The 19,330-nt window shown below is 37.3% G+C and carries 21 protein-coding genes; 16 read left to right on the forward strand and 5 right to left on the reverse strand.

Annotated features, from left to right (window positions below; genetic code table 11):
* Positions 1 to 434 precede the first annotated feature (434 nt).
* The 4 genes from BCR25_RS11905 (at position 435) to BCR25_RS11920 (ending at position 2,522) form a co-directional block, all read left to right on the forward strand.
* A complete protein-coding gene (locus BCR25_RS11905) occupies positions 435 to 887 on the forward strand; it encodes a hypothetical protein (RefSeq protein ID WP_069663823.1) in 453 nt (150 codons plus the stop codon).
* A gap of 167 nt (positions 888 to 1,054) precedes the next feature.
* Positions 1,055 to 1,369 carry a TIGR04197 family type VII secretion effector gene (locus BCR25_RS11910; protein WP_069663824.1) on the forward strand — a complete coding sequence of 105 codons (315 nt, stop codon included), beginning with the start codon at positions 1,055 to 1,057 and terminating at the stop codon, positions 1,367 to 1,369.
* Complete coding sequence (locus BCR25_RS11915) at positions 1,366 to 1,734, forward strand: DUF3958 family protein (RefSeq protein WP_069663825.1); 369 nt, start codon at positions 1,366 to 1,368, stop codon at positions 1,732 to 1,734. Before BCR25_RS11910 ends, BCR25_RS11915 begins: the two co-directional genes overlap by 4 nt.
* Positions 1,734 to 2,522 carry a T7SS effector LXG polymorphic toxin gene (locus BCR25_RS11920; RefSeq protein ID WP_083242664.1) on the forward strand — a complete coding sequence of 263 codons (789 nt, stop codon included), beginning with the start codon at positions 1,734 to 1,736 and terminating at the stop codon, positions 2,520 to 2,522. The genes BCR25_RS11915 and BCR25_RS11920 overlap by 1 nt, the downstream gene beginning before the upstream one ends.
* 119 nt (positions 2,523 to 2,641) lie before the next feature.
* Here the strand turns inward: BCR25_RS11920 and BCR25_RS11925 are convergent, their stop codons facing one another.
* On the reverse strand, positions 2,642 to 3,598 hold the full coding sequence (locus BCR25_RS11925) for a helix-turn-helix domain-containing protein (RefSeq protein WP_069663826.1): 957 nt from the start codon (positions 3,596 to 3,598) through the stop codon (positions 2,642 to 2,644).
* 203 nt (positions 3,599 to 3,801) lie between these two features.
* Here BCR25_RS11925 and BCR25_RS19915 point away from each other — a divergent pair, with 203 nt between their 5' ends.
* Both BCR25_RS19915 and proC read left to right on the forward strand, forming a co-directional pair.
* Entirely contained in the window at positions 3,802 to 4,803 is a 1,002-nt protein-coding gene (locus BCR25_RS19915) for a DMT family transporter (protein ID WP_071879528.1), read from the forward strand.
* 25 nt (positions 4,804 to 4,828) lie between these two features.
* The gene (proC, locus tag BCR25_RS11935) at positions 4,829 to 5,638 is read left to right on the forward strand and encodes a pyrroline-5-carboxylate reductase (protein ID WP_069663827.1); all 810 of its coding nucleotides are present in this window, start codon (positions 4,829 to 4,831) and stop codon (positions 5,636 to 5,638) included.
* A gap of 81 nt (positions 5,639 to 5,719) precedes the next feature.
* Here the strand turns inward: proC and BCR25_RS11940 are convergent, their stop codons facing one another.
* Genes BCR25_RS11940 through BCR25_RS11955 form a run of 4 tightly spaced genes read right to left on the reverse strand, consistent with a single transcriptional unit; the run spans position 5,720 to position 8,701 of the window.
* Positions 5,720 to 6,364 carry an ECF transporter S component gene (locus BCR25_RS11940; protein ID WP_069663828.1) on the reverse strand — a complete coding sequence of 215 codons (645 nt, stop codon included), beginning with the start codon at positions 6,362 to 6,364 and terminating at the stop codon, positions 5,720 to 5,722.
* A 16-nt stretch (positions 6,365 to 6,380) separates the two neighbouring features.
* A complete protein-coding gene (coaC, locus tag BCR25_RS11945; RefSeq protein WP_069663829.1) occupies positions 6,381 to 6,923 on the reverse strand; it encodes a phosphopantothenoylcysteine decarboxylase in 543 nt (180 codons plus the stop codon).
* Positions 6,923 to 7,693 carry a phosphopantothenate--cysteine ligase gene (gene coaB, locus BCR25_RS11950; protein ID WP_069663830.1) on the reverse strand — a complete coding sequence of 257 codons (771 nt, stop codon included), beginning with the start codon at positions 7,691 to 7,693 and terminating at the stop codon, positions 6,923 to 6,925. Before coaB ends, coaC begins: the two co-directional genes overlap by 1 nt.
* Before the next feature lie 15 nt (positions 7,694 to 7,708).
* Entirely contained in the window at positions 7,709 to 8,701 is a 993-nt protein-coding gene (locus BCR25_RS11955; RefSeq protein WP_069663831.1) for an oxidoreductase, read from the reverse strand.
* A gap of 201 nt (positions 8,702 to 8,902) precedes the next feature.
* Between BCR25_RS11955 and BCR25_RS11960 the strand changes: the two genes are divergently transcribed.
* From BCR25_RS11960 to BCR25_RS12005, 10 genes are all read left to right on the forward strand, one after another.
* Positions 8,903 to 9,415, forward strand: a complete 513-nt coding sequence (locus BCR25_RS11960; RefSeq protein WP_083242668.1) for an FUSC family protein — start codon at positions 8,903 to 8,905, stop codon at positions 9,413 to 9,415.
* A 169-nt stretch (positions 9,416 to 9,584) separates the two neighbouring features.
* On the forward strand, positions 9,585 to 10,127 hold the full coding sequence (locus BCR25_RS11965; protein ID WP_069663832.1) for a helix-turn-helix domain-containing protein: 543 nt from the start codon (positions 9,585 to 9,587) through the stop codon (positions 10,125 to 10,127).
* A gap of 18 nt (positions 10,128 to 10,145) precedes the next feature.
* Positions 10,146 to 11,231 carry an ABC transporter ATP-binding protein gene (locus BCR25_RS11970; protein WP_069663833.1) on the forward strand — a complete coding sequence of 362 codons (1,086 nt, stop codon included), beginning with the start codon at positions 10,146 to 10,148 and terminating at the stop codon, positions 11,229 to 11,231.
* A gap of 11 nt (positions 11,232 to 11,242) precedes the next feature.
* Positions 11,243 to 12,052: an ABC transporter permease gene (locus BCR25_RS11975; RefSeq protein WP_069663834.1), complete on the forward strand. Its 810-nt coding sequence runs from the start codon at positions 11,243 to 11,245 to the stop codon at positions 12,050 to 12,052.
* Entirely contained in the window at positions 12,049 to 12,885 is an 837-nt protein-coding gene (locus BCR25_RS11980) for an ABC transporter permease (protein ID WP_069663835.1), read from the forward strand. The genes BCR25_RS11975 and BCR25_RS11980 overlap by 4 nt, the downstream gene beginning before the upstream one ends.
* On the forward strand, positions 12,882 to 13,955 hold the full coding sequence (locus tag BCR25_RS11985; protein WP_069663836.1) for an ABC transporter substrate-binding protein: 1,074 nt from the start codon (positions 12,882 to 12,884) through the stop codon (positions 13,953 to 13,955). Before BCR25_RS11980 ends, BCR25_RS11985 begins: the two co-directional genes overlap by 4 nt.
* Before the next feature lie 493 nt (positions 13,956 to 14,448).
* Positions 14,449 to 17,064: a SpaA isopeptide-forming pilin-related protein gene (locus BCR25_RS11990; protein ID WP_069663837.1), complete on the forward strand. Its 2,616-nt coding sequence runs from the start codon at positions 14,449 to 14,451 to the stop codon at positions 17,062 to 17,064.
* 26 nt (positions 17,065 to 17,090) lie between these two features.
* On the forward strand, positions 17,091 to 17,411 hold the full coding sequence (locus tag BCR25_RS11995; RefSeq protein ID WP_069663838.1) for a hypothetical protein: 321 nt from the start codon (positions 17,091 to 17,093) through the stop codon (positions 17,409 to 17,411).
* An 11-nt stretch (positions 17,412 to 17,422) separates the two neighbouring features.
* The gene (locus tag BCR25_RS12000; RefSeq protein WP_069663839.1) at positions 17,423 to 17,824 is read left to right on the forward strand and encodes a DUF961 family protein; all 402 of its coding nucleotides are present in this window, start codon (positions 17,423 to 17,425) and stop codon (positions 17,822 to 17,824) included.
* 19 nt (positions 17,825 to 17,843) lie between these two features.
* Entirely contained in the window at positions 17,844 to 19,271 is a 1,428-nt protein-coding gene (locus BCR25_RS12005) for an FtsK/SpoIIIE domain-containing protein (protein ID WP_069663840.1), read from the forward strand.
* The last annotated feature ends 59 nt before the right edge of the window (positions 19,272 to 19,330 follow it).

A 19,330-nucleotide genomic window follows, 5' to 3' on the forward strand; every position in this document is an offset into this window, starting at 1 on the left:
ATCGACTAGCAAACTAAATCATACGCAAAGAAAAGAGTGATACAGCAATTTACTCATAAATTGGGTACAATAAAGAAAGCTGGCATATGCTAGCGCTATTGGCAACTTGTTTGGACAGCTTTCGGTGTCTTAACAAGACTTCGATCGTACGGTTGCCGCCAAACGATTGAAGTGCCAATTTTTTATTTATCTGTCTATTTACCGTAACACCACATCTGATCATTACAGCACATAAAATTCTATCCTATGCTCTCCATTATACAGAAAGAATCAAGCCACTGCAATGAGAATAACGACTTGTCATAATTAGATAATGATTGAAAAATGACCCCTAAAAAGCGAATAAATAACAAAAAAGTTAAAAATGGTCTTTTTTTACTCACCTACTAATGATACGATAAAGAAGAAACAAAAAGGAAGATGGAGGAAAAAGGATGTTGGGTGCTTTTACATCTGAGGCGTATCGCCGAGGAATATTTTTAGGAGTGTTTTTTGCAATACCTGCCGTGATTTTATACGGAGTGATGCTCTTTGCTGAGATCGATCAGCTTGGCGTACAGATGAGTCTTGTTGGAGGAACTTTTTTTGCCTTACTAGCGGCTTTTCAATTTATTTTTAAAGAGGACGGCCTCTATTTATATGAACATGGGTTGGAAATCGTTCATTTTAAACGGAAGAAAACGATCCTTTACAAAGATATCCGCTATTTTACGATTACGAGCAATTGGACATTAGCTGGGGCTAGTTCATTTTTCATTTCCTTTCGTAAATCGCCTCATATCGGGATTCGTATGATGGATGAAAGGATGATCCGCTTATTTTTTGAAGCCAATCAGCATGCAGCGAATGAGTTGGGAGCTCGATTGACTTATGTAAAATCTTACTAGTTTTGATAAGAAAATAGAATATTTGAATTGTGAATCAAGAGATTTGCAATTTTTTTGTGTTTTTTAGAAATAGTTGATAACTATTAGAAGTAAAAATATGTCAAAATGGATAGTAAGGAAGCGTGAAATTGTAGACGTAAAAAAATGATATAAAAGGGGTTAATCTAATGAGCGGAATCAATAGTAGCTTAACCGTTGCCGGTGGGGTTTCGGCACAACTAAGTCAAACAGCTAGTGGTTTTTCTTCTGTCAATCAAGCCGTGAGTAAGGCAGAGCGTACAACCGTTAGTGGAAATACAAATGCAAAAAACAGCTTAGCAAGTATTCACAGCAGAGGTCAGCGACTATCAAACGCGATCGCTAGAGACGGAAATAATATTCACTCAGTCGCGAAAGAATTTAGTAGCATCGATCAAAAAATAAAGCAAAGCTTTGACATACCATTTTTCTCACCAACAGTAGGAGGTGGCGGTAAACGATGAGTTTTGAAGAGAAAGAACTAAAAATCAATCAGCAATTACAACAAGTTAGCATAGAACAAGAAGAAAAACGTCAAGAAATTAGAGAGTTGGAAGATCTTGAAGCGGATTATTTTTCGATCCACTATCAAGAACAGCGCTATTTTCAAGAGTTGATCGGCAACAATCAAGGCTCTCGTTACACAGGACATTTTATGGAGCTGGACGAAGAAGCTAATCGCCTTCATCAATACGAACGACAGCGCTTGGAAGATATTGCAGAGCGTTTAGTCAATGAGGAAGTACAGTTGCATCGATTAGAGGAAGATCTCTACTACGAGCGCCAAAAATTATTCTCTTCTGAGGGTGACGGCGAGGTGAACTACTGATGCCGCTTAATTTTTATGTAGGAGAAGTCACCGCCCAAAGCGCCGCAGCCAAACAAATGGCGAATGAGTATATGCAATTTTGCGGTACCTTAAAAGACAGCGTCAATGCCTTCATGAATGCACCATTATCGGGAAAAACCTACGACTCAGCGAAACTTTATTTCTCTACAGTCTACCCAACTTTAGCTAGTGGGTTTATACTAGTATGTGAAGCACTGATCGAAGCCCACAGCAAGTTCCCAGAAGAATTTCAATCACAAGTCGACACCTGCGATGTGATCGAAGACCAACTAAAAGCAGAAATCGCCCAAGGCCAAGCCTTACTCCAAAACATGGCACGAACGATGGACAAAGAAAAAGAACCCAACCAACGCTTAGAACAACGCTATATGAGCGTTCAAAGCTCGATTCAAAAGAACGAAGAAAAACTACAGCGGCTGTACGAATTCAATGCCAGTTCGCCAGGACTGTTTGCGGATTTTGAAGCCCAATTAGCAAACTTGGATGCAGGATTAGCAGAAGTTGAAAAAGGTGCGGCATGGAATTCAGGTTCGGGAACGTTTGATTTAGGTCGGATGAATATGGCTTGGACGAAACCGATCATGAATCAATGGAAAGATCGAGAAAAGTCCAAAGGAAACAACTTAGCAATACCAAAGAACAAGAATAAATTTGGCAGTGTCACCGAAGAAAATCTCATGCTTGTCAATTCTAATGAACTGAGAATACCTTTAAAAAATGTGCATCTTGATGATTACGAAGTTGATCAGGTGACGTATTTTAGTTAGCTATTCGAATAAATATTTAAGATATTCGATTCAATAGGTCTATTTAAAAGCAACTATAGATGTTTAGTTTTAAAAAGGTTTATCCTAATGAGTCAAGGATAAACCTTTTTAAAATAGTTCTATTCTTCACTCTTAACCAACTTCCGATATTTCCCTGGAGTGGTTTGATAATGCTCTTTAAATAATTTAAAAAAGAACGCTTTATCCTGGTAACCAATCTCTTCAATAATCGTTTGAATAGGCAAATCGGTTTGGCGTAAATAGGTTTCGGCGTAACGTAAGCGGTAATGAATCACCCAGTCAGAAAAGTTTTTATCTGTCTGTTTTTTGATGAATGAAGACAGGTAATTGGGATGGAAATGGAATTTTTCTGCTGTTTCTGATAACGTGACTGTTGTTAGATGTGTTTCGATATGAGCCAGAATTTCTTCGACTAAAACGCCGGAAGATAGATTTGAATCTTTGACACACAAGCCTTTATCAGAGAGCTGACTGATTTCTACCACAAATAAAACGAATGCAGATTTGGTCACTTTATTATTAAAATAGCGCATTTTTACGATCTGCTTTAGCAGTAAAAGTGCATAGACGTGAATATCCTCATTAGGGGAAAACTGATAAATAAAGTAATGGCTATTTTCTTCCGTCTCTTTGATACTTTCAACAAAAAAGCGATAAATAATAGGTTCCTCCGCAAATTGAGCCAATAATGAATCATTGAAATACTCTTTTTTAAAATAAAAGCTCAGCATTGTGGTCTCTGCTTCCATTTCCTCATACTCAACGACGGTCCACTCATTTGCCAGCACTAAACATCCCGCTTTATATAACAATTCCTTATCATCGATCAAAATTTTTACTGATCCGCTAAGAACATATAAAATCCGAATATAAGGAGCACGATAAGTTAACCGTTCACTGGTGTTTTGACAGACAAAAGAGGCGATTTGCCGTTTAGGATTGGTCTCAAAATTTTCAAGCTCCTCGATCATTCCCGCTTGCGTTTTATTATAACAATCCAACGTTTTTAAAAATTCGAAAAAACTATCGAATTGTTCTTTAGAAAAAGTATACATGATTTCCTCCATCTTAAAATAGCCTACTTAATATGTTTGAACAGACTAATTCAATTATTCTCAAATGACAGTATAATGAATTGGAATTCAGATGTAAATAGCTATTTAACAACTTTCTATATTGTGAAAAATCGAGCAATTCAATTGTTTGATGTATATGACAAAATGGAATAAGACACTTTGTGTGAGAGGGGAAACAAAAAATGACCACAACGAACCAGAAAAAAGCGCCAACAAAAACGATGATCGCCATTGCAGCTATTGTAACCAATGTCATTTGGGGAACACCGTTTAAATTAATCAAAATCATGAATGATGAGATGGGTATTTCCAGAGATGCTTTGGGAGATAATTATATTGGACAGGTTTTAGCAACAATCAGTATTCGCTTTTTTATTGCAGGTATTATGACATTGATTTTCGCTATGTTTATTAAACAAAATATTTTTAAAGTAACTAAAACGCAATGGAAAGAAGTTATTATCATGGGACTGTTGTCAACAACAGCTGCTTACTTCTTTTTCAATATTGGGAATGTCAATATTTCTTCGACCATTAACTCAACGATTCTGGCGCAGTCTACCATCTTTTTTGCGGCGATTTTAGCTCATTTTGCGTATAAAAACGATAAGTTGACTATGCCTAAAGTGCTTGCGCTAGTGATTGGTTTTGCTGGATTGATTATTTCACAATTAACAGGTGGAACAACAATCAATGACATGTTTGAATTTGCTTTGACGGGTGAAGGCTTTATGTTGATTTATGGATTGATTGCAGCATTGGCAACGATGCTGGCGAAAAAAATCGGATCTACGCTGAATTCATTTGTTATGACCGGCTGGAATTTGATTATTGGCTCAGTTTTCTTATTTATCATTGGTCTATTTATGGGCGGCACGTTAAGCTATATCAACTGGACGCCGCTGGGTGTGATTCTGTTGGTTATTTTAGCAGCAGCTTCAGCAATTCCATTTAGCCTATGGTACTGGTGTGCGCAGTATGCTAATCTAGGAGAGATCACTGTTTACAAATTTATCATGCCGATTTCAGGTAGTTTGTTGGCTGTTATTTTAGGTGAACGATTCACGTGGCCATTGGCATGCGGACTGGTTTTAGTTTGCCTATCAATCATCTTGATCAACCGGCCGCCAAAATCGTTTCAGGCATTGGCAAAATCTCGTAAACAGGAAAAAGAATCAGCATAGTTATTTTTGAAAGGAAGTCACTTTTATGAAAATCGGATTTATTGGAACAGGAAATATGGCAGGAGCGATCGTTCAAGGGATCGTTGCGAAGAACTTTGTTAAAGGAAAAGATGTTTATTTATTTGATGTCTTAACAGATAAAGTCAAAGAGCTAGCGGCTCAAGTTGACGGAAATGTATGCTCCTCTGCAGGAGAAGTGATCGAACAAGCAGATGCGATCGTTCTTTCTGTCAAACCAAATATCATCCAAAAAGTTGTGGAAGAAACCAAAACAGTCGTTTTAGAGAAAAAGCCTTTGTTGATTTCGATTGCTGCTGGAACAACGTTAGAAAAACTGGAAGGTTTAGTCGGTACAAGTACATTGCCAATCATTCGAGTAATGCCTAATGTAAATGCTATGATCGGTTTAGGCGCTGCTGCTGTAGCCGGAAATCAGAATGCTTCGAAAGAACAAGTGCAATACGTGATTGATTTATTCAATGCTGTAGGAAAAGCGTGGCAAGTGGACGAAAAAGATTTTTCAGCCTATACCGCTTTAGCAGGAAGCTCACCCGCTTATGCGTATTTGTTTATTGATAGTCTAGCTCGTGCTGGTGTAAAGCATGGTTTGACGAAAGATAAGGCGCTGGAATATGCTGCACAGGCTGTTTTAGGTAGTGCTAAAATGATCATGGAATCAGAGGAAAACCCGTGGACATTGATCGACCGTGTCTGTTCTCCTGGTGGAACGACAGTGGCTGGCTTATTGGCTTTGGAAGAAGAAGCCTTTATTGCTACGATCGTAAAAGGGATCGATGCAACAGTCGCACGTGATGAGGAAATGAAACAATTATAATATAAAAGATAACGAGAAAAAAACAGACGAAACATCGTGATTACAACGGAGTTTCATCTGTTTTTTTAGCTCGATTTAACGCTATAGTTTCTGCGTGGCATTTGTTTTGACTAATCGTAATAATACAGAAGCGACTGCTGCTGTGGCAATGGCCGCAACAATGGCTTCGACGATCCCGCTAGTGAAAATAACGGTTAAAATCGCTGTGTAGATCGCAGCTCCACTTGCTCCGATCGTTTGTGCATAGGCATCTTTAAATAGAAAATAAATCAAGTTCATCACGAGAATCGTGTTTGTCGCTGAACCCAAAAAACCTGCAATAAACAAACTGACAGTTTGTGATGTGGGTCTATTTCTTGTTATTTTTCTTAAGCCAATATAAACGAAGTAAGGCACGACACCGATCAAAATTCTCGGCACCAACGCAATCACGATCGCTTTCCAGCTGCCTTGATTTGTGCCAATGACTGGAATAAATGGAGAAAAGACAAAGGACAGAGGAGACAAGACCACTGTACTGCGGATCATACTGATTACGCCGAAAACACCGCCTAAAAAAGCGCCGATTCTAGGACCTAAGATGATCGATGCAATGATCACAGGGATATGCATCGTTGTTGCATTGATCGGACCGATCGGAATAAATCCTAGAAAGGGAACGGCTGATAATAAGATCAAGATTGCTAAAAACATAGCAGTTAGTGTGAATGTTTTTGTATTTTTCATAAATGACTCCTCAAGATTATTTCGCTAAAATTTCACTGACTTTCGCCACGATTTCTTCAACTGTAGCCAAGGCACCACGACCGAAATCACCACACGCCAGTAGTGCTTCACGAGGTTCAATCTCATGATAGCCGACTTTTTTTAAAGTAGCTAGATTTCTTTGGGTGATTGGATTTTGATACATATAAGTATTCATCGCTGGGGCAATGACCTTTGGCACTTCTTCTTTTAACGCTAAAGCAACCGTTGAGAGCATATCATCAGCGATCCCATTGGCAAGCTTCGCTAAAATATTAGCAGAAGCTGGTGCGACGATAAATAGATCCGCCTTTTTCGCTAACTCGATGTGATTGATTTTATCAGGTGTAATTTCTTCCATGACATTTGAATGGACTGGGTTTTTAGAAAGTGACTGTAAAGTTAACGGCGTGATAAACTGTGTGCTATTTGTTGTCATAATCACTTCAACATTGTAGCCCAATTTAGTTAATTGACTGGTTATATCAGCTGATTTATAGGCAGAGATGCTACCTGAAACACCTAATAAAATAGTTTTCATCATTGATTCCTCCATTTTTCTTCGACCTTGTTGACGATCAATTGAGCAATTTCAGCTTTGGTTTGTGCGGTCTGTGTTTGACCTAAAGCATTGATCAGGATTCCTTTGTGCTGCTCACCTTGAATGGTTTCTAAATCATTGGCTAAGATGAAATCACACTGATTTTTTGCAAGGATCGATCGACCAACTTGGATCAATTCAGCTTCTGAAACACCAACAAGCAGCTTGAATCCAACTAAAATCGCCTGAGGTTGCTTTTCTCGAAGCATTGCAATTATTTTAGGGTTTTTCTTTAAAAAAAGCAAGAGACGATCTGTTTTAGAAGGGATTTTTTTCTGATCTTGTACCGTTTCGCCCATCTCGTCTAAACTGATCTGTATATGCTCTTTTAATTGTCTTGTATCGTTCAGGTCTCCAAGAGTACCTATTTTTTCTGAAAGCTGATCGATAAATGTTTCTTCCGATAAGGTTGTCTCGGTGGTAAAATCACTAACAGCCATACTGTGAATGATACTATCAAAAGCAGTCTGTGCGAATTGTTCAAGTAACGTGGTTTCTAATTCTTTCGTTGTTTCGATTTCCAAGATATTCAGTTCGGGTTGTTTGGCAGGTCGAACCGCTTGAGGTGTGGTCACATAGGTCACCAAATGACCTTGTGCTAAAAATGTCTCGGCGATCGTTTTACCTAAACGTCCTGTTGAGTGATTGGTGATTGAGCGGACATTGTCAATTTTTTCTGAAGTACCGCCTGCTGTAATTAAAATATTCATAGATGTGATGCCCCTTTAATTCATTTTTATGATAGTGCGGCCGATATGGGTGCCTGCCTGTAATTGGGCTAAAGTATCTGGTAATTGTGCCAAGGAAATTTCATTGACTAGTTCATGGTGACTGACGTTTAAATCTGTTGCTAGACGTTTCCACATGGCTAAGCGCGGGTCCATTGGTACATTAACAGAATCGATACCTAGTATATTGATGCCTCGTAAAATAAAAGGTAATACGGTTGTATTCAACTTGATTCCAGCTGCATTTCCGCAAATCGCAAGACTGCCACCATAACGTAGTTGAGCTAAAAGTGCTGCAGTGATATCTCCGCCCACTGTGTCGACTACAAAATCTACCGTTTGTTTTGCTAGCGGCTTGATTTTTTCTGGTAAAAAGTCATCAACAAGTAAAACCTGTGAAGCACCGATTTTTTTCAACGCTTGTTCTGATTCTTTTTTACGACTTAAAGCAAGGATGTTTTGATAGCCTAGTTGTTTCAACATAGCAATCGCAAGGCTACCTACGCCACCTGTGGCACCAGTAACTAAAATAGTTGCGTCTTTATTTTGACTAAGTCCATGTTCTTCTAATGCTTGAACAGACAAAGCCGCAGTAAAACCAGCTGTGCCGAAAATCATTGCATCTTTTAGACTCAAACCGTTAGGCAAAGGAACGACCCAGTCACCGGGAACGCGTGCAAGTTGAGCAAAGCCGCCAGTATGTGTTACGCCTAGTCCGTAACCTGTGACCAACACATCTTGTCCTTCTTTAAAACGAGCATCAGTTGAAGTCAAAACTGTTCCACTTAAATCGATGCCGGGAATCATCGGATACTGTCGAATCACACCACCGTTTTGTTTCGCTGCTAATGAGTCTTTGTAGTTCACAGAAGAATAAGCAACACGAATCGTTACATCACCTGTCGACAGTTCATCAAGTGTTGTTTCTTTTATGTCTGCTTGGAACCGTTCATCTTGTTCATTTACGATAAATCCAGAAAATTGTTTCATGGAAATCCTCCTTTTAACGTTCATTTGTTTTGATGTTACTATCATAACATATTCTCTTTTTTTCTTTAGCGAATTCTTCTTAAAACGCCCTTCATAATACAAGAAAAATAGGATAGAATAAGAAGTGATCGTTTTATTGACTTGGAAAGTAAAAATAATGCCATCTATTTCTAAAAAAGAAGATGAAAGGGAACGGTGTTAGTGAAGTTTAAAATTGGTATGCGCACTTTTAAAACAGGGATCAGTGTCTTTTTATGTATTCTTGTGAGTATTTTATTGAAACGTGAGACCTACGTTGTCGCGGCGATCACGACGGTGTTTACCTTGAGAGAGGATATGGAAAATACCATTAAATATGGAAAGCATCGGATTATTGGGAATGTGCTGGGGGCGATCATGTCAGTTGCAGTGATTGCTGTTTTTAATCTGTTAGGACGAACAGAGATTGTCCAGCTGATTTTTATTCCTACGATCATTACGTTGATGATCGCGTTGTTAGCTTGTTTTGGGTACCATGAGGGAACCGTTGGCGCTTGCGCCACACTGTTGACGATCGTTTTTATGATTCCGTCGGATCAATCTTATGGCTATGCGTTTGCACGTGTAGTGGATAGTTTCATCGGCATGGGGATTGCATTGCTCGTGAATTACACGATTCCCTTAAAATTGACGAAAAAGCAAATGCAGGTAGCAAAAGAAGAAGTGTCTGAATAACAGACGCTTTTTTTGTTTTGTGCAGAGAATGAGTGTGGAATAAAAAATCTATTTTTTTTAATAAAATTAGTTGCTATTTTTTGAAAAGTTCGTATACTAAAGAAGGTAAAATTAAACTCCTAGTTTAGTATTAGAAAACTTTTGATAAAATTCAACGTGAGGTGAGCAGATGGAAATCGGTGAGAAGCTGCGCAATTTACGCGTACAAAAAAATTTGACCCAAGAAGAACTTGGTGAGCGAACAGACTTGACAAAGGGCTATATTTCACAGTTGGAACGAGATTTAAGCTCGCCTTCGATGGAAACCTTTTTCAATATTTTAGAAGTACTGGGTATTACTCCAGAACAATTTTTTAGTGAACGTACATTAGAGCAAAAAATCGTTTATACAGACGAGGATAGTACGCTTTATTATGATGAAGAAAACGGCTATGAGCTAAAATGGCTGATCCCTGAATCGAATGAAAAGGAAATGGAACCAGTTGTGCTGACTTTCGATAAAAATGGTGAGTACAAAACATTTGAACCATCGTTATCTGAAACGTTTATTTATGTTATTGACGGTTCTGTTTCGTTGATTTTAGGAGAGACTGCCTATTCTGCGAAAAAAGGTGAAGCGATGTACTATCAAGCAACAGAACCGCATCAGCTGATCAATCATGCTAAAGGCAAAAGCCGTGTTCTGATCGTAGCAACAGAATCTTACTTATAAATAAGGAGGCAGCAGCGCGTGAAAAAAAATATCATTTCATTTGAAAATGTAGTAAAAGAATATGACGATGAAAAAGTATTGAAAGAAGTTAGCTTTGACATTGAACAAGGAAAATTTTATACGCTCTTAGGACCTTCTGGTTGTGGGAAAACAACTATATTACGTATCTTGGCTGGTTTTGCAGATGCGACTGAGGGTGATATTTATTTCGACGGTCAGAGAATCAACGATATTCCAGCAAATAAACGACAAGTCAATACGGTGTTTCAGGATTATGCCTTGTTTCCTCATATGAATGTTTTTGATAATGTAGCTTTCGGTTTGAAAATCAAGAAACTACCGAAATCAGAGATTGAAAAAAAGGTCAAAGATGCATTGCGGATGGTTCAATTACCCGGCTATGAAACACGAGAAATCAGTGAAATGTCTGGTGGGCAGCGGCAACGTGTTGCGATTGCTAGAGCGATTGTTAACGAACCAAAAGTGTTATTGCTAGATGAACCTTTATCGGCATTGGATTTGAAACTGCGGACAGATATGCAGTATGAATTACGTGAACTACAGCAGCGTTTAGGGATTACGTTTATTTTTGTGACACATGATCAAGAAGAAGCGTTAGCGATGAGTGATGTGATTTTTGTCATGAACAAAGGGCATATCGTTCAAAGCGGCACGCCTGTTGATATTTACGATGAGCCGATCAATCATTTTGTGGCGGATTTCGTAGGTGAAAGCAATATCGTCAACGGAACAATGATCGAAGATAATCTTGTTGAATTTGTCGGCAAGCGTTTTGAATGTGTCGATGGCGGTATGCGTAAAAATGAATCTGTTGAAATCGTATTAAGACCTGAAGATTTGACGATCACAAGTGCAGATAAAGGCAAGCTTGTTGTAACTGTGGATACACAACTGTTCCGTGGTGTTCATTATGAAATCATTTGCCACGATGACGATCACAATGAATGGATGGTTCACTCAACTAGAAAAGCAACTGAGGGCGCTAAGGTCGGCTTGTTTTTTGAACCAGAAGACATTCATGTCATGCGCTTCAATGAATCTGAAGAAGATTTTGATGCTCGTTTGGAAAGTTACGAAGAATAGGGGGAAAATAAATGAAAACTATGCGTCGGATTTATTCGATTCCGTATGCAATGTGGCTGCTTTTATTTGTTATTACTCCTGTATTAATGATTATTTATCAGTCATTTTTTGATATGAATGGGCAATTTACTTTGGCGAATTATCAAACGTATTTTACTTCAGGAACGTATTTAAGTATGACGTTGAATTCTGTTTGGTATGCGTTTTTGATTACGTTATTTACATTGTTGATCAGCTACCCAACTGCGTATTTCTTAACGAAATTAAAGCATAAACAATTATGGTTGATGTTGGTGATTTTGCCGACATGGGTCAATTTATTGCTTAAGGCGTATGCATTTATTGGGATTTTCAGTATTCACGGCAACGTCAATCAATTTTTAGGTTTTTTAGGTATTGGTTCTAAGCAGATCCTATTTACAGATTTTAGTTTCCTATTTGTAGCGACCTATATTGAAATTCCATTTATGATTTTGCCAATTTTTAATGCGCTTGAAGAAATGAATCCTTCCTTGATCAGTGCAAGCCGTGATTTAGGGGCAAATAGTGTCCAAACCTTTCAACGAGTTATTTTTCCGTTATCCTTGAATGGGGTGAAAAGTGGCGTTCAGGCTGTATTTATTCCTTCACTTTCATTATTCATGTTGACTCGTTTGATTGGCGGAAATCGGGTGATTACGCTAGGAACAGCGATCGAAGAGCATTTTATGGTGACGCAAAACTGGGGCATGGGTTCAACGATCGGTGTGATTTTGATCGTAGCGATGTTTATCGTCATGCTACTGACGGGTGAGAAGAAGAAAAAGGGGCGGGTGAAATGACAAGAAAAAAATTCAAATGGTCTTATCTGTATTTGATCGTTGTCTTTGTACTATTGTATGCACCGATTTTTTATTTGGTTTTCTACTCGTTCAACGACACAGATACGATGAATCAATTTACTGGCTTTACCTTAGATAATTATGCCGCTGTATTTGAGGATACACGGTTGCTGATTATTGTTTTGAATACATTTTTACTGGCGTTTTTATCTGCGTTATTAGCAACGATCATCGGTACGTTTGGCGCGATGGGCATTTATTACACGAGACGAAGAAAAACGAGAACGACATTGATGAGTTTTAATAACATTTTATTAGTGTCTCCAGATGTTATTATTGGTGCTAGCTTTTTGATTTTCTTTACAGCGGTCGGCTTTATCAGCTTAGGCTTCACCAGCGTTTTATTGTCTCACGTTGCCTTTAGTATTCCGATCGTTGTGTTGATGGTTTTACCGAAGCTGCAGGAAATGAATGATTCGATGGTGGATGCAGCGAGAGATTTGGGTGCCAATAATCTTCAGGTAATCAAAAATATTATTTTACCATTTTTGGCACCAGGGATCATTGCAGGGTATTTTATGGCCTTCACATATTCTTTAGACGATTTTGCTGTGACCTTTTTCGTGACTGGAAATGGCTTCTCTACATTGTCAGTTGAGATATACTCTCGGGCTAGACAGGGAATCAGTTTAGAAATCAATGCATTAAGTGCCTTAGTCTTTATTTTTTCAATGATTTTAGTGATTGGGTATTACTTTATCAGTCAGGATAACATACCGAAACGTGTACGGAAAATGCGTCAGGAACAAAGTGAGGTGGCGAAACTCAAATGAGAAAACTTCAATCTTTGTTGATTGGGATCTTAGTGATTATCTTGGTTTTATTTTTCGGAGCACGGCAATTAGAAAAATCCAGTGGCATGGCTGGAGCAGATACGCTGACCATTTATAATTGGGGCGATTATATCGATCCAGAGCTATTAAGAAAATTCGAAAAAGAGTCAGGCTACAAGGTCAACTATGAGACCTTTGACTCAAATGAAGCCATGTTTACGAAAATCCAGCAAGGCGGAACAGCCTATGATATTACGATTCCCTCTGAATATATGATTCAAAAAATGATGAAAGAAAAAATGCTGCTGCCAATCGATCATTCAAAACTCACAGGACTTGACAATATCGACCCACGCTTTTTAGATCAAGAGTTTGATCCGCAAAATAAGTATTCGATTCCTTATTTTTGGGGAACTTTGGGGATCATTTACAATGACAAATTTATCAGTGCGGATAAAATCAAGCATTGGGATGATCTGTGGCGTTCAGATTTGAAGGATAATGTTATGCTGATCGATGGTGCGCGGGAAGTATTAGGCTTGTCTTTGAATAGTTTAGGTTATTCTTTAAATAGTAAGAACAATCAGGAATTACGTGAAGCAACGGATAAATTAAACAAACTAACAACAAATGTCAAAGCAATCGTTGCTGATGAAATCAAAATGTACATGATCAATGAAGAAAGCGCAGTAGCCGTAACGTTTTCGGGAGAAGCCGCTGAAATGTTAGCTGGTAACGAACACCTTCATTATGTGATTCCATCGGAAGGCTCCAATCTTTGGTTTGACAATATCGTCATTCCTAAAACAGCTAAAAATATCAAAGGCTCCTACGAGTTTATCAATTTTATGCTGCGACCAGAAAATGCAGCGCAAAATGCAGAATATATCGGTTACTCCACACCAAATAAAGAAGCTGAAAAGCTGTTGCCTAAAGAGATTTCAAGTGATGAACAATTTTATCCTAGTGATGAAGTGATCCAACATTTGGAAGTCTATGAAGATTTAGGCGCAAAATATTTAGGTATTTATAATGATTTGTTTTTGGAGTTTAAGATGTATCGGAAATAACGTGAAAACTCAGCTAAAATGGCGTTAAATCAACAAGAAAATAGAGAAATGAGCCACCATTTTAGCTGTCAGTTTTCCAATTTTCTACCAAAAGCGACGATTTTGTCGCTTTTTTTGCGTTTTCTACCACAGTTTTCTACCAGAGAAAAAACGGCTGTAATCATTGATACTACTGCGTTACATGGCTGTTAAGAATTTGCAGCGGAAATATGAGTTTTGAAAATCATTTTGATAATAACTGAAATTTGTAGATCAAAAACAAAAAAGGTTTGATTTTAGAAAATAAAAGGTGACAAATTGTTTAGGAACTTTTAGGGCTAAGTATTATTGTTCACTTTAAAAAAAAAAACGATAAATAATGTTTTTACGTTTAAAATTATCTAATTTTTGGAGTGATGAAATCTATTTTGATCACTTTTTTTGTTCGAAAGTTTTTTGATAGACAGTACAGTAATTGAATAGAATTAGTTAAAAAGAAATAGGAGGAAAACAAATGAATAAGAAGAAACATCAAGCAATCACGCTGTTGAGTGTATTAACAGTGATGATTGCTTTTTTTATTGCCCCAATTATGGCTTTGGCTGCTACAGTCAATTACACAAAAGTTGCTAACTATGTCTCTACTTGGCATATCAAATCTCTTGGTGGGCTTCATTGGACAGATGATGGTGTTTATATGATCAAGGCAAATAACGAACCAGCCTTTTGTATCGAACATGGTGTGATGCTAAATGGAGGTTCTGATTTTACACCGTCTGAGATGACGTCAGCAGAAAGAGAGAAATTATCTTTGATTGCCTATTACGGCTATCAAGTCAATCCAACCGTTGAAAATTATGGAATTACTCAAAGTATTATTTGGGAAGAATATGGGGATGAACTTCTATCTACTCAACTACCAAACTATGCGAACCGCAAAAAGGAGATACTCGCCCAGGTAAGTAGACATCATACGAAGCCGAGCTTTCATAATCAAACGATTGAGCTAAAGGTTGGAGAATCCATTACCTTAACTGATTCTCAGAATGTACTGCCCAATTACAGTCATTTATTATCTAATACGGCAAACATTAAAGTTGAAAAAAATGGAAACACTCTGAAGTTAACTGCCACCAAGGATTCTAAGGAATCAGGAACACTCCAATATGGCATTGTACCAAAAGATCAAGTTGGTCAGAGTTTCGTGTATAAGAAACCTGGTGAACAAACGGTTGCTACATTTAAATTAGCGAATGCAGGTGAAATGAATTTGAACATTAAAGTTCATTTAAATGGACATGTAAAAATTCAAAAAACTGATGAAGATACAGGCTTACCAATTCCTAATACTAAAATGAAATTGGAATACAATGGGTTAGAAAAAGAGGTAGTAACAGATAAAAATGGTCAAGCTCTTTTACAAGATGTTTCTGCTGGAACAAAAGTGAAAATCACTGAAGTTACCGCAAGCGATGGTTTTGTAAATAAAGGTGAAAGTAAAGAAATTATCGTTGAGCCAAATAAAACAATTGAAGTGGTGTTTAATAATAAAGCCCAACAAGGGATAGTCAAAATGAAAAAAACAGGACAAAAAGCGAGTTTTGTGACTGTTGAAGAGTCTGAATTTGGTGAGTTGCTTCAGATTCATTTTGACTATATTCCTCTTGCTGATGTAGTTTTTGATATTCAAGCAGTGGAGGATATCAAGGTTGGAAATCATATTCATGCGGAAAAAGGAGAAGTGGTCGCAACCGTAAGAACAGATGCTCAAGGAGCATTCGTTGATATGCCAAAATTATATTTAGGAAAATATGAGGCAATTGAAAAAGAAGCACCAGATGGATTTCTTTTCGATGATACACCAATCCCATTTGAATTTTCCTATGGTGGACAAGAAATTGAATTGGTATCAGAATCAATTGAGGCAAAAAATGAGTTTCAACGGTTAAATTTGATTATTCATAAAAATGAGGAGGCCATTTCTGATTGGGAAGGAAATCAACCAGTCATTGAAGAAATACCTGGTGAAGAGAAAACTTTTGGACTATTTACCAATCAAGAGTTTCTATTAGAAGATGAGACGATTATTCCCACTGATGCATTATTATCATTCGATTCAGTTTTTGAAGGGAAACAACAATTTAGCGATATGCATTTACCAGAAGGGCAGTATTATATTCAAGAACTTGTTTCGGGGGAACATCATATCTTAGATGAAAAGAAATATGAGTTTGAGTTCTTAGCTACTGATCATGAAGCAGAAAAAACAATTCATATTTATTCTTCAGATTCTGATGGAGAAACTGCTATCTTGAATCAGTTGCATTTCAATCAATTTGGACTAAAAAAAGTGAATGAAGAAGCGACTTTGATAGTTGATGAGGGTTACGAGTTTCAATGGTCAGGAAATGGTGAAGGGGCAGTTTTTACTCTAGAAACAGTTGATAATCAAGTGATTCAAACAATTGAGACTGGTGAGGATTCCATTGCTCTCTTTGAAAATATTCCGGTTGGAACATTTTACTTGAAAGAAACACAGCCATCTTCCGAAAAATATGTATTATCTACAGAAACGTTTACAATTATTTCTACCAAAGAAGGAATTCAAATTTTCTCAGAAAACGGTGATTTATTAGGATCTTCTATAGTAGAGGATAATGAGGATGAAGTAACTGTAGATGATTTAGTCGTTTTATTTGAAGTAAAAAATCATTTGATTAAGGGAACTGCTGAGTTGACTAAAAAAGATGCAACGACAAAAGGAACTCTATCAAATACTGGTATTCGTCTGTTAGATAAGAATAAGAAGATTGTCTATGAAGGAAAAACAAATAAAAATGGGAGTATTCAATTTAGTCAGCTTCCTGCTGGTGAGTACTATTTCCAAGAATTTTCAGCTCCTGAAGGCTTTCAGCTAGATCCAGAATTAATTGCATTTGAAATTACGAAAGATGGTGAGATTGTGAAAAAAGAGATGACAAATCAACCTATTCCCAAAGAAAAGAGTAGTTTGCCGCAAACTGGCGAGACAAATCGAAAAATTGGTGTTGTTCTAGGTAGTTTATGCATTATTAGTGCCGCAAGTTATTTTGTTTACCGAAAGTTAAAAGAAACTAAGAAACGAAGCTAAAATTTATAAAGAAAGAAGGAATTGAAATGTCGAATCGTGTCACCAGCATTATCTTAAAAGAAAAACAATTAGGGGAAACTATTAAAGCAACTGTAAAGGAAGAGCGTGAGATTTATGTAGAGGGAAAACGTGTTCCTTGTCGCATATTTATTGCTTCTTCTGCGCTTCATCCTGATTTTGAAATCATTGTTCCAAACCTAAGGAATTCGCTTCGTTTTGAGGGGCGAAAAGAGATTGAATTGAAAGAAGTCAAACTGGTTCCTAGTGCAAAAAGAAACAACATTGGAACTGCCAGTCGCTCATTAGAATTACAAGTCTTAGCAAAATCATTAGTAGTAATAGATTAGGAGGAAGAAACATGAGTTTAAAATTTGAAGACAATTTAGTAAGAGATTTTGATGTGCAACAAACTTTCGGGAAATTAAACTATTTAAGTAACCAAACAATTTATGAAAATGATAGTGAAGGTAGGCGTACAGAATTGGTACGAGAACAGCGAATCACTGTGTATTCAGAAGCTAAAGAGGATCAAATTGATATTACTTTACCTGCAGAAACTTCTATAACAGAGCTTCACTATGATGATGAGATCGAATTGACAGGAGAAGTAACTGCTCTTGCTTGGTTGTCTTCCTATACTGGCTATAATGATTCTATTCAGTCAGAACAGGCTTTTAAGATTCGTGCTGATGGTGTCAAAAAGAAGACTGTCTCTATTCCAAATAAAAACTTGAAGGAAAAGCAGCATAGAACTAATTAACCGATGAAAGGAAATGAGTATGAAGAATTTTTTTGACTATCGTGGCATTCGTATTCGACCTTTTCATTTGAATATATATCGTACGTATCTCTTAGTATTCTGGTTTCCATTTGTTTTATCTGCGCTAGGATATAGTTACTTGTTTATATACCCAATATTACTTGAAATGAAACAAGCCAATAAATATGATTTACTCGCCCTCTGGTTACCAAGTGGAGGGCTTTTTTTGTTGCTCATAATACCTTTACTTCTGTTGGTGATGATGCGAAGAAGCTCTTTTATAAGAGGAGGATACTTTTATCGTGTCTATCAAAGACAAATGTTAGCAAGGCTTTTAGAAAGCAATGGGCTTTATGAAAAAAAGAAGCGAAAATCGAAAGAACAAACAAGAGAGAGAATTATTTTTCCAAAAGTCTATTATCGAAGCACCAAGGAGATCCTGTATCTTACGCTACCAACAGATGGAATGAAGTGGCATGACCGCTTTCAGAAAATAGCGAAAACGTTTGAAGAAATGTATATCTCTGATTTTATTAGTGAGAAAAAGGAGATGGGTTTTACTACTTATTCATTGATGATAGATGTCATTAGCAAACGAATTTCAATTGAAGATTGTATTGCAACAGATGGAAAAATCAAATTGATGGAAGGTGTTTCTTGGGATTATGCAGAGGTGCCACATATGTTGGTAACAGGTGGAACAGGCGGTGGTAAAACCTATTTTCTTCTTACACTCATTCAAGCTTTGGTGAAAGTGGGAACTGTTGATATTTGTGATCCTAAAGAAGCTGATTTAAAGGATTTGCAGGATTTAAGACTGTTTAAAGGACATGTGTTTTATGGAACTAAATGGATTGCTAAATGTCTGAAAAATGCAGTAGCTGAAATGAATCAAAGATATGTTTACATGAAAGCTTTACCCACATATAAAACAGGAAAGAACTTTGCTTACTATGGAATACCACCATATTTTGTCATTGTTGATGAGTGGGCAGCATTTTACAGTACACTAAATTATAAAGAACAGGAAGAAATATTAGGCTATGTAAAAGAACTCGTACTAAAAGCACGTCAGGCAGGTGTTTTTCTAATTCTTGCAACACAGCGACCTGATGCAGAGTATTTTGGTGGAGGAATCCGAGATAATATTTTATTTAGAGTCAGCTTAGGAAAGCTGCAAGAACAGGGATACCATATGACTTTTGGCAACGAACAAAAAAATAAAGCTTTTATCAATAAATCTATTAAGGGAAGAGGATATGTGGATGACGGCTCCGCTATCCCTCGTGAATTCTATGCGCCTTTGGTACCTAAGAGATATGATTTTATTGAAGAGTTAAAGAAGATATCTTCAATGAAATTGCTGGATACGAAAGAAGTCTATCCAACAGTAGATGAAATCAACGAAGCATATGAGGAGTTTGGTATAGAAAAGAATGATGAATGACCACTTCGGTCATGAACAAGGTTTCCTTGTGAAAACTGGGCGCTTATGCGACCAGTGGT

Source organism: Enterococcus termitis (assembly GCF_001730305.1).
GTDB lineage: Bacteria > Bacillota > Bacilli > Lactobacillales > Enterococcaceae > Enterococcus_L > Enterococcus_L termitis.

Bases quoted from the DNA above. Each gene is read 5' to 3' on its own strand.
- BCR25_RS11905 (WP_069663823.1), top strand. From the start codon at position 435: ATGTTGGGTGCTTTTACATCTGAGGCGTATCGCCGAGGAATATTTTTA.
- BCR25_RS11910 (WP_069663824.1), top strand. From the start codon at position 1,055: ATGAGCGGAATCAATAGTAGCTTAACCGTTGCCGGTGGGGTTTCGGCA.
- BCR25_RS11915 (WP_069663825.1), top strand. From the start codon at position 1,366: ATGAGTTTTGAAGAGAAAGAACTAAAAATCAATCAGCAATTACAACAA.
- BCR25_RS11920 (WP_083242664.1), top strand. From the start codon at position 1,734: ATGCCGCTTAATTTTTATGTAGGAGAAGTCACCGCCCAAAGCGCCGCA.
- BCR25_RS11925 (WP_069663826.1), bottom strand. From the start codon at position 3,598: ATGTATACTTTTTCTAAAGAACAATTCGATAGTTTTTTCGAATTTTTA.
- BCR25_RS19915 (WP_071879528.1), top strand. From the start codon at position 3,802: ATGACCACAACGAACCAGAAAAAAGCGCCAACAAAAACGATGATCGCC.
- proC (WP_069663827.1), top strand. From the start codon at position 4,829: ATGAAAATCGGATTTATTGGAACAGGAAATATGGCAGGAGCGATCGTT.
- BCR25_RS11940 (WP_069663828.1), bottom strand. From the start codon at position 6,364: ATGAAAAATACAAAAACATTCACACTAACTGCTATGTTTTTAGCAATC.
- coaC (WP_069663829.1), bottom strand. From the start codon at position 6,923: ATGAAAACTATTTTATTAGGTGTTTCAGGTAGCATCTCTGCCTATAAA.
- coaB (WP_069663830.1), bottom strand. From the start codon at position 7,693: ATGAATATTTTAATTACAGCAGGCGGTACTTCAGAAAAAATTGACAAT.
- BCR25_RS11955 (WP_069663831.1), bottom strand. From the start codon at position 8,701: ATGAAACAATTTTCTGGATTTATCGTAAATGAACAAGATGAACGGTTC.
- BCR25_RS11965 (WP_069663832.1), top strand. From the start codon at position 9,585: ATGGAAATCGGTGAGAAGCTGCGCAATTTACGCGTACAAAAAAATTTG.
- BCR25_RS11975 (WP_069663834.1), top strand. From the start codon at position 11,243: ATGAAAACTATGCGTCGGATTTATTCGATTCCGTATGCAATGTGGCTG.
- BCR25_RS11980 (WP_069663835.1), top strand. From the start codon at position 12,049: ATGACAAGAAAAAAATTCAAATGGTCTTATCTGTATTTGATCGTTGTC.
- BCR25_RS11985 (WP_069663836.1), top strand. From the start codon at position 12,882: ATGAGAAAACTTCAATCTTTGTTGATTGGGATCTTAGTGATTATCTTG.
- BCR25_RS11990 (WP_069663837.1), top strand. From the start codon at position 14,449: ATGAATAAGAAGAAACATCAAGCAATCACGCTGTTGAGTGTATTAACA.
- BCR25_RS11995 (WP_069663838.1), top strand. From the start codon at position 17,091: ATGTCGAATCGTGTCACCAGCATTATCTTAAAAGAAAAACAATTAGGG.
- BCR25_RS12000 (WP_069663839.1), top strand. From the start codon at position 17,423: ATGAGTTTAAAATTTGAAGACAATTTAGTAAGAGATTTTGATGTGCAA.
- BCR25_RS12005 (WP_069663840.1), top strand. From the start codon at position 17,844: ATGAAGAATTTTTTTGACTATCGTGGCATTCGTATTCGACCTTTTCAT.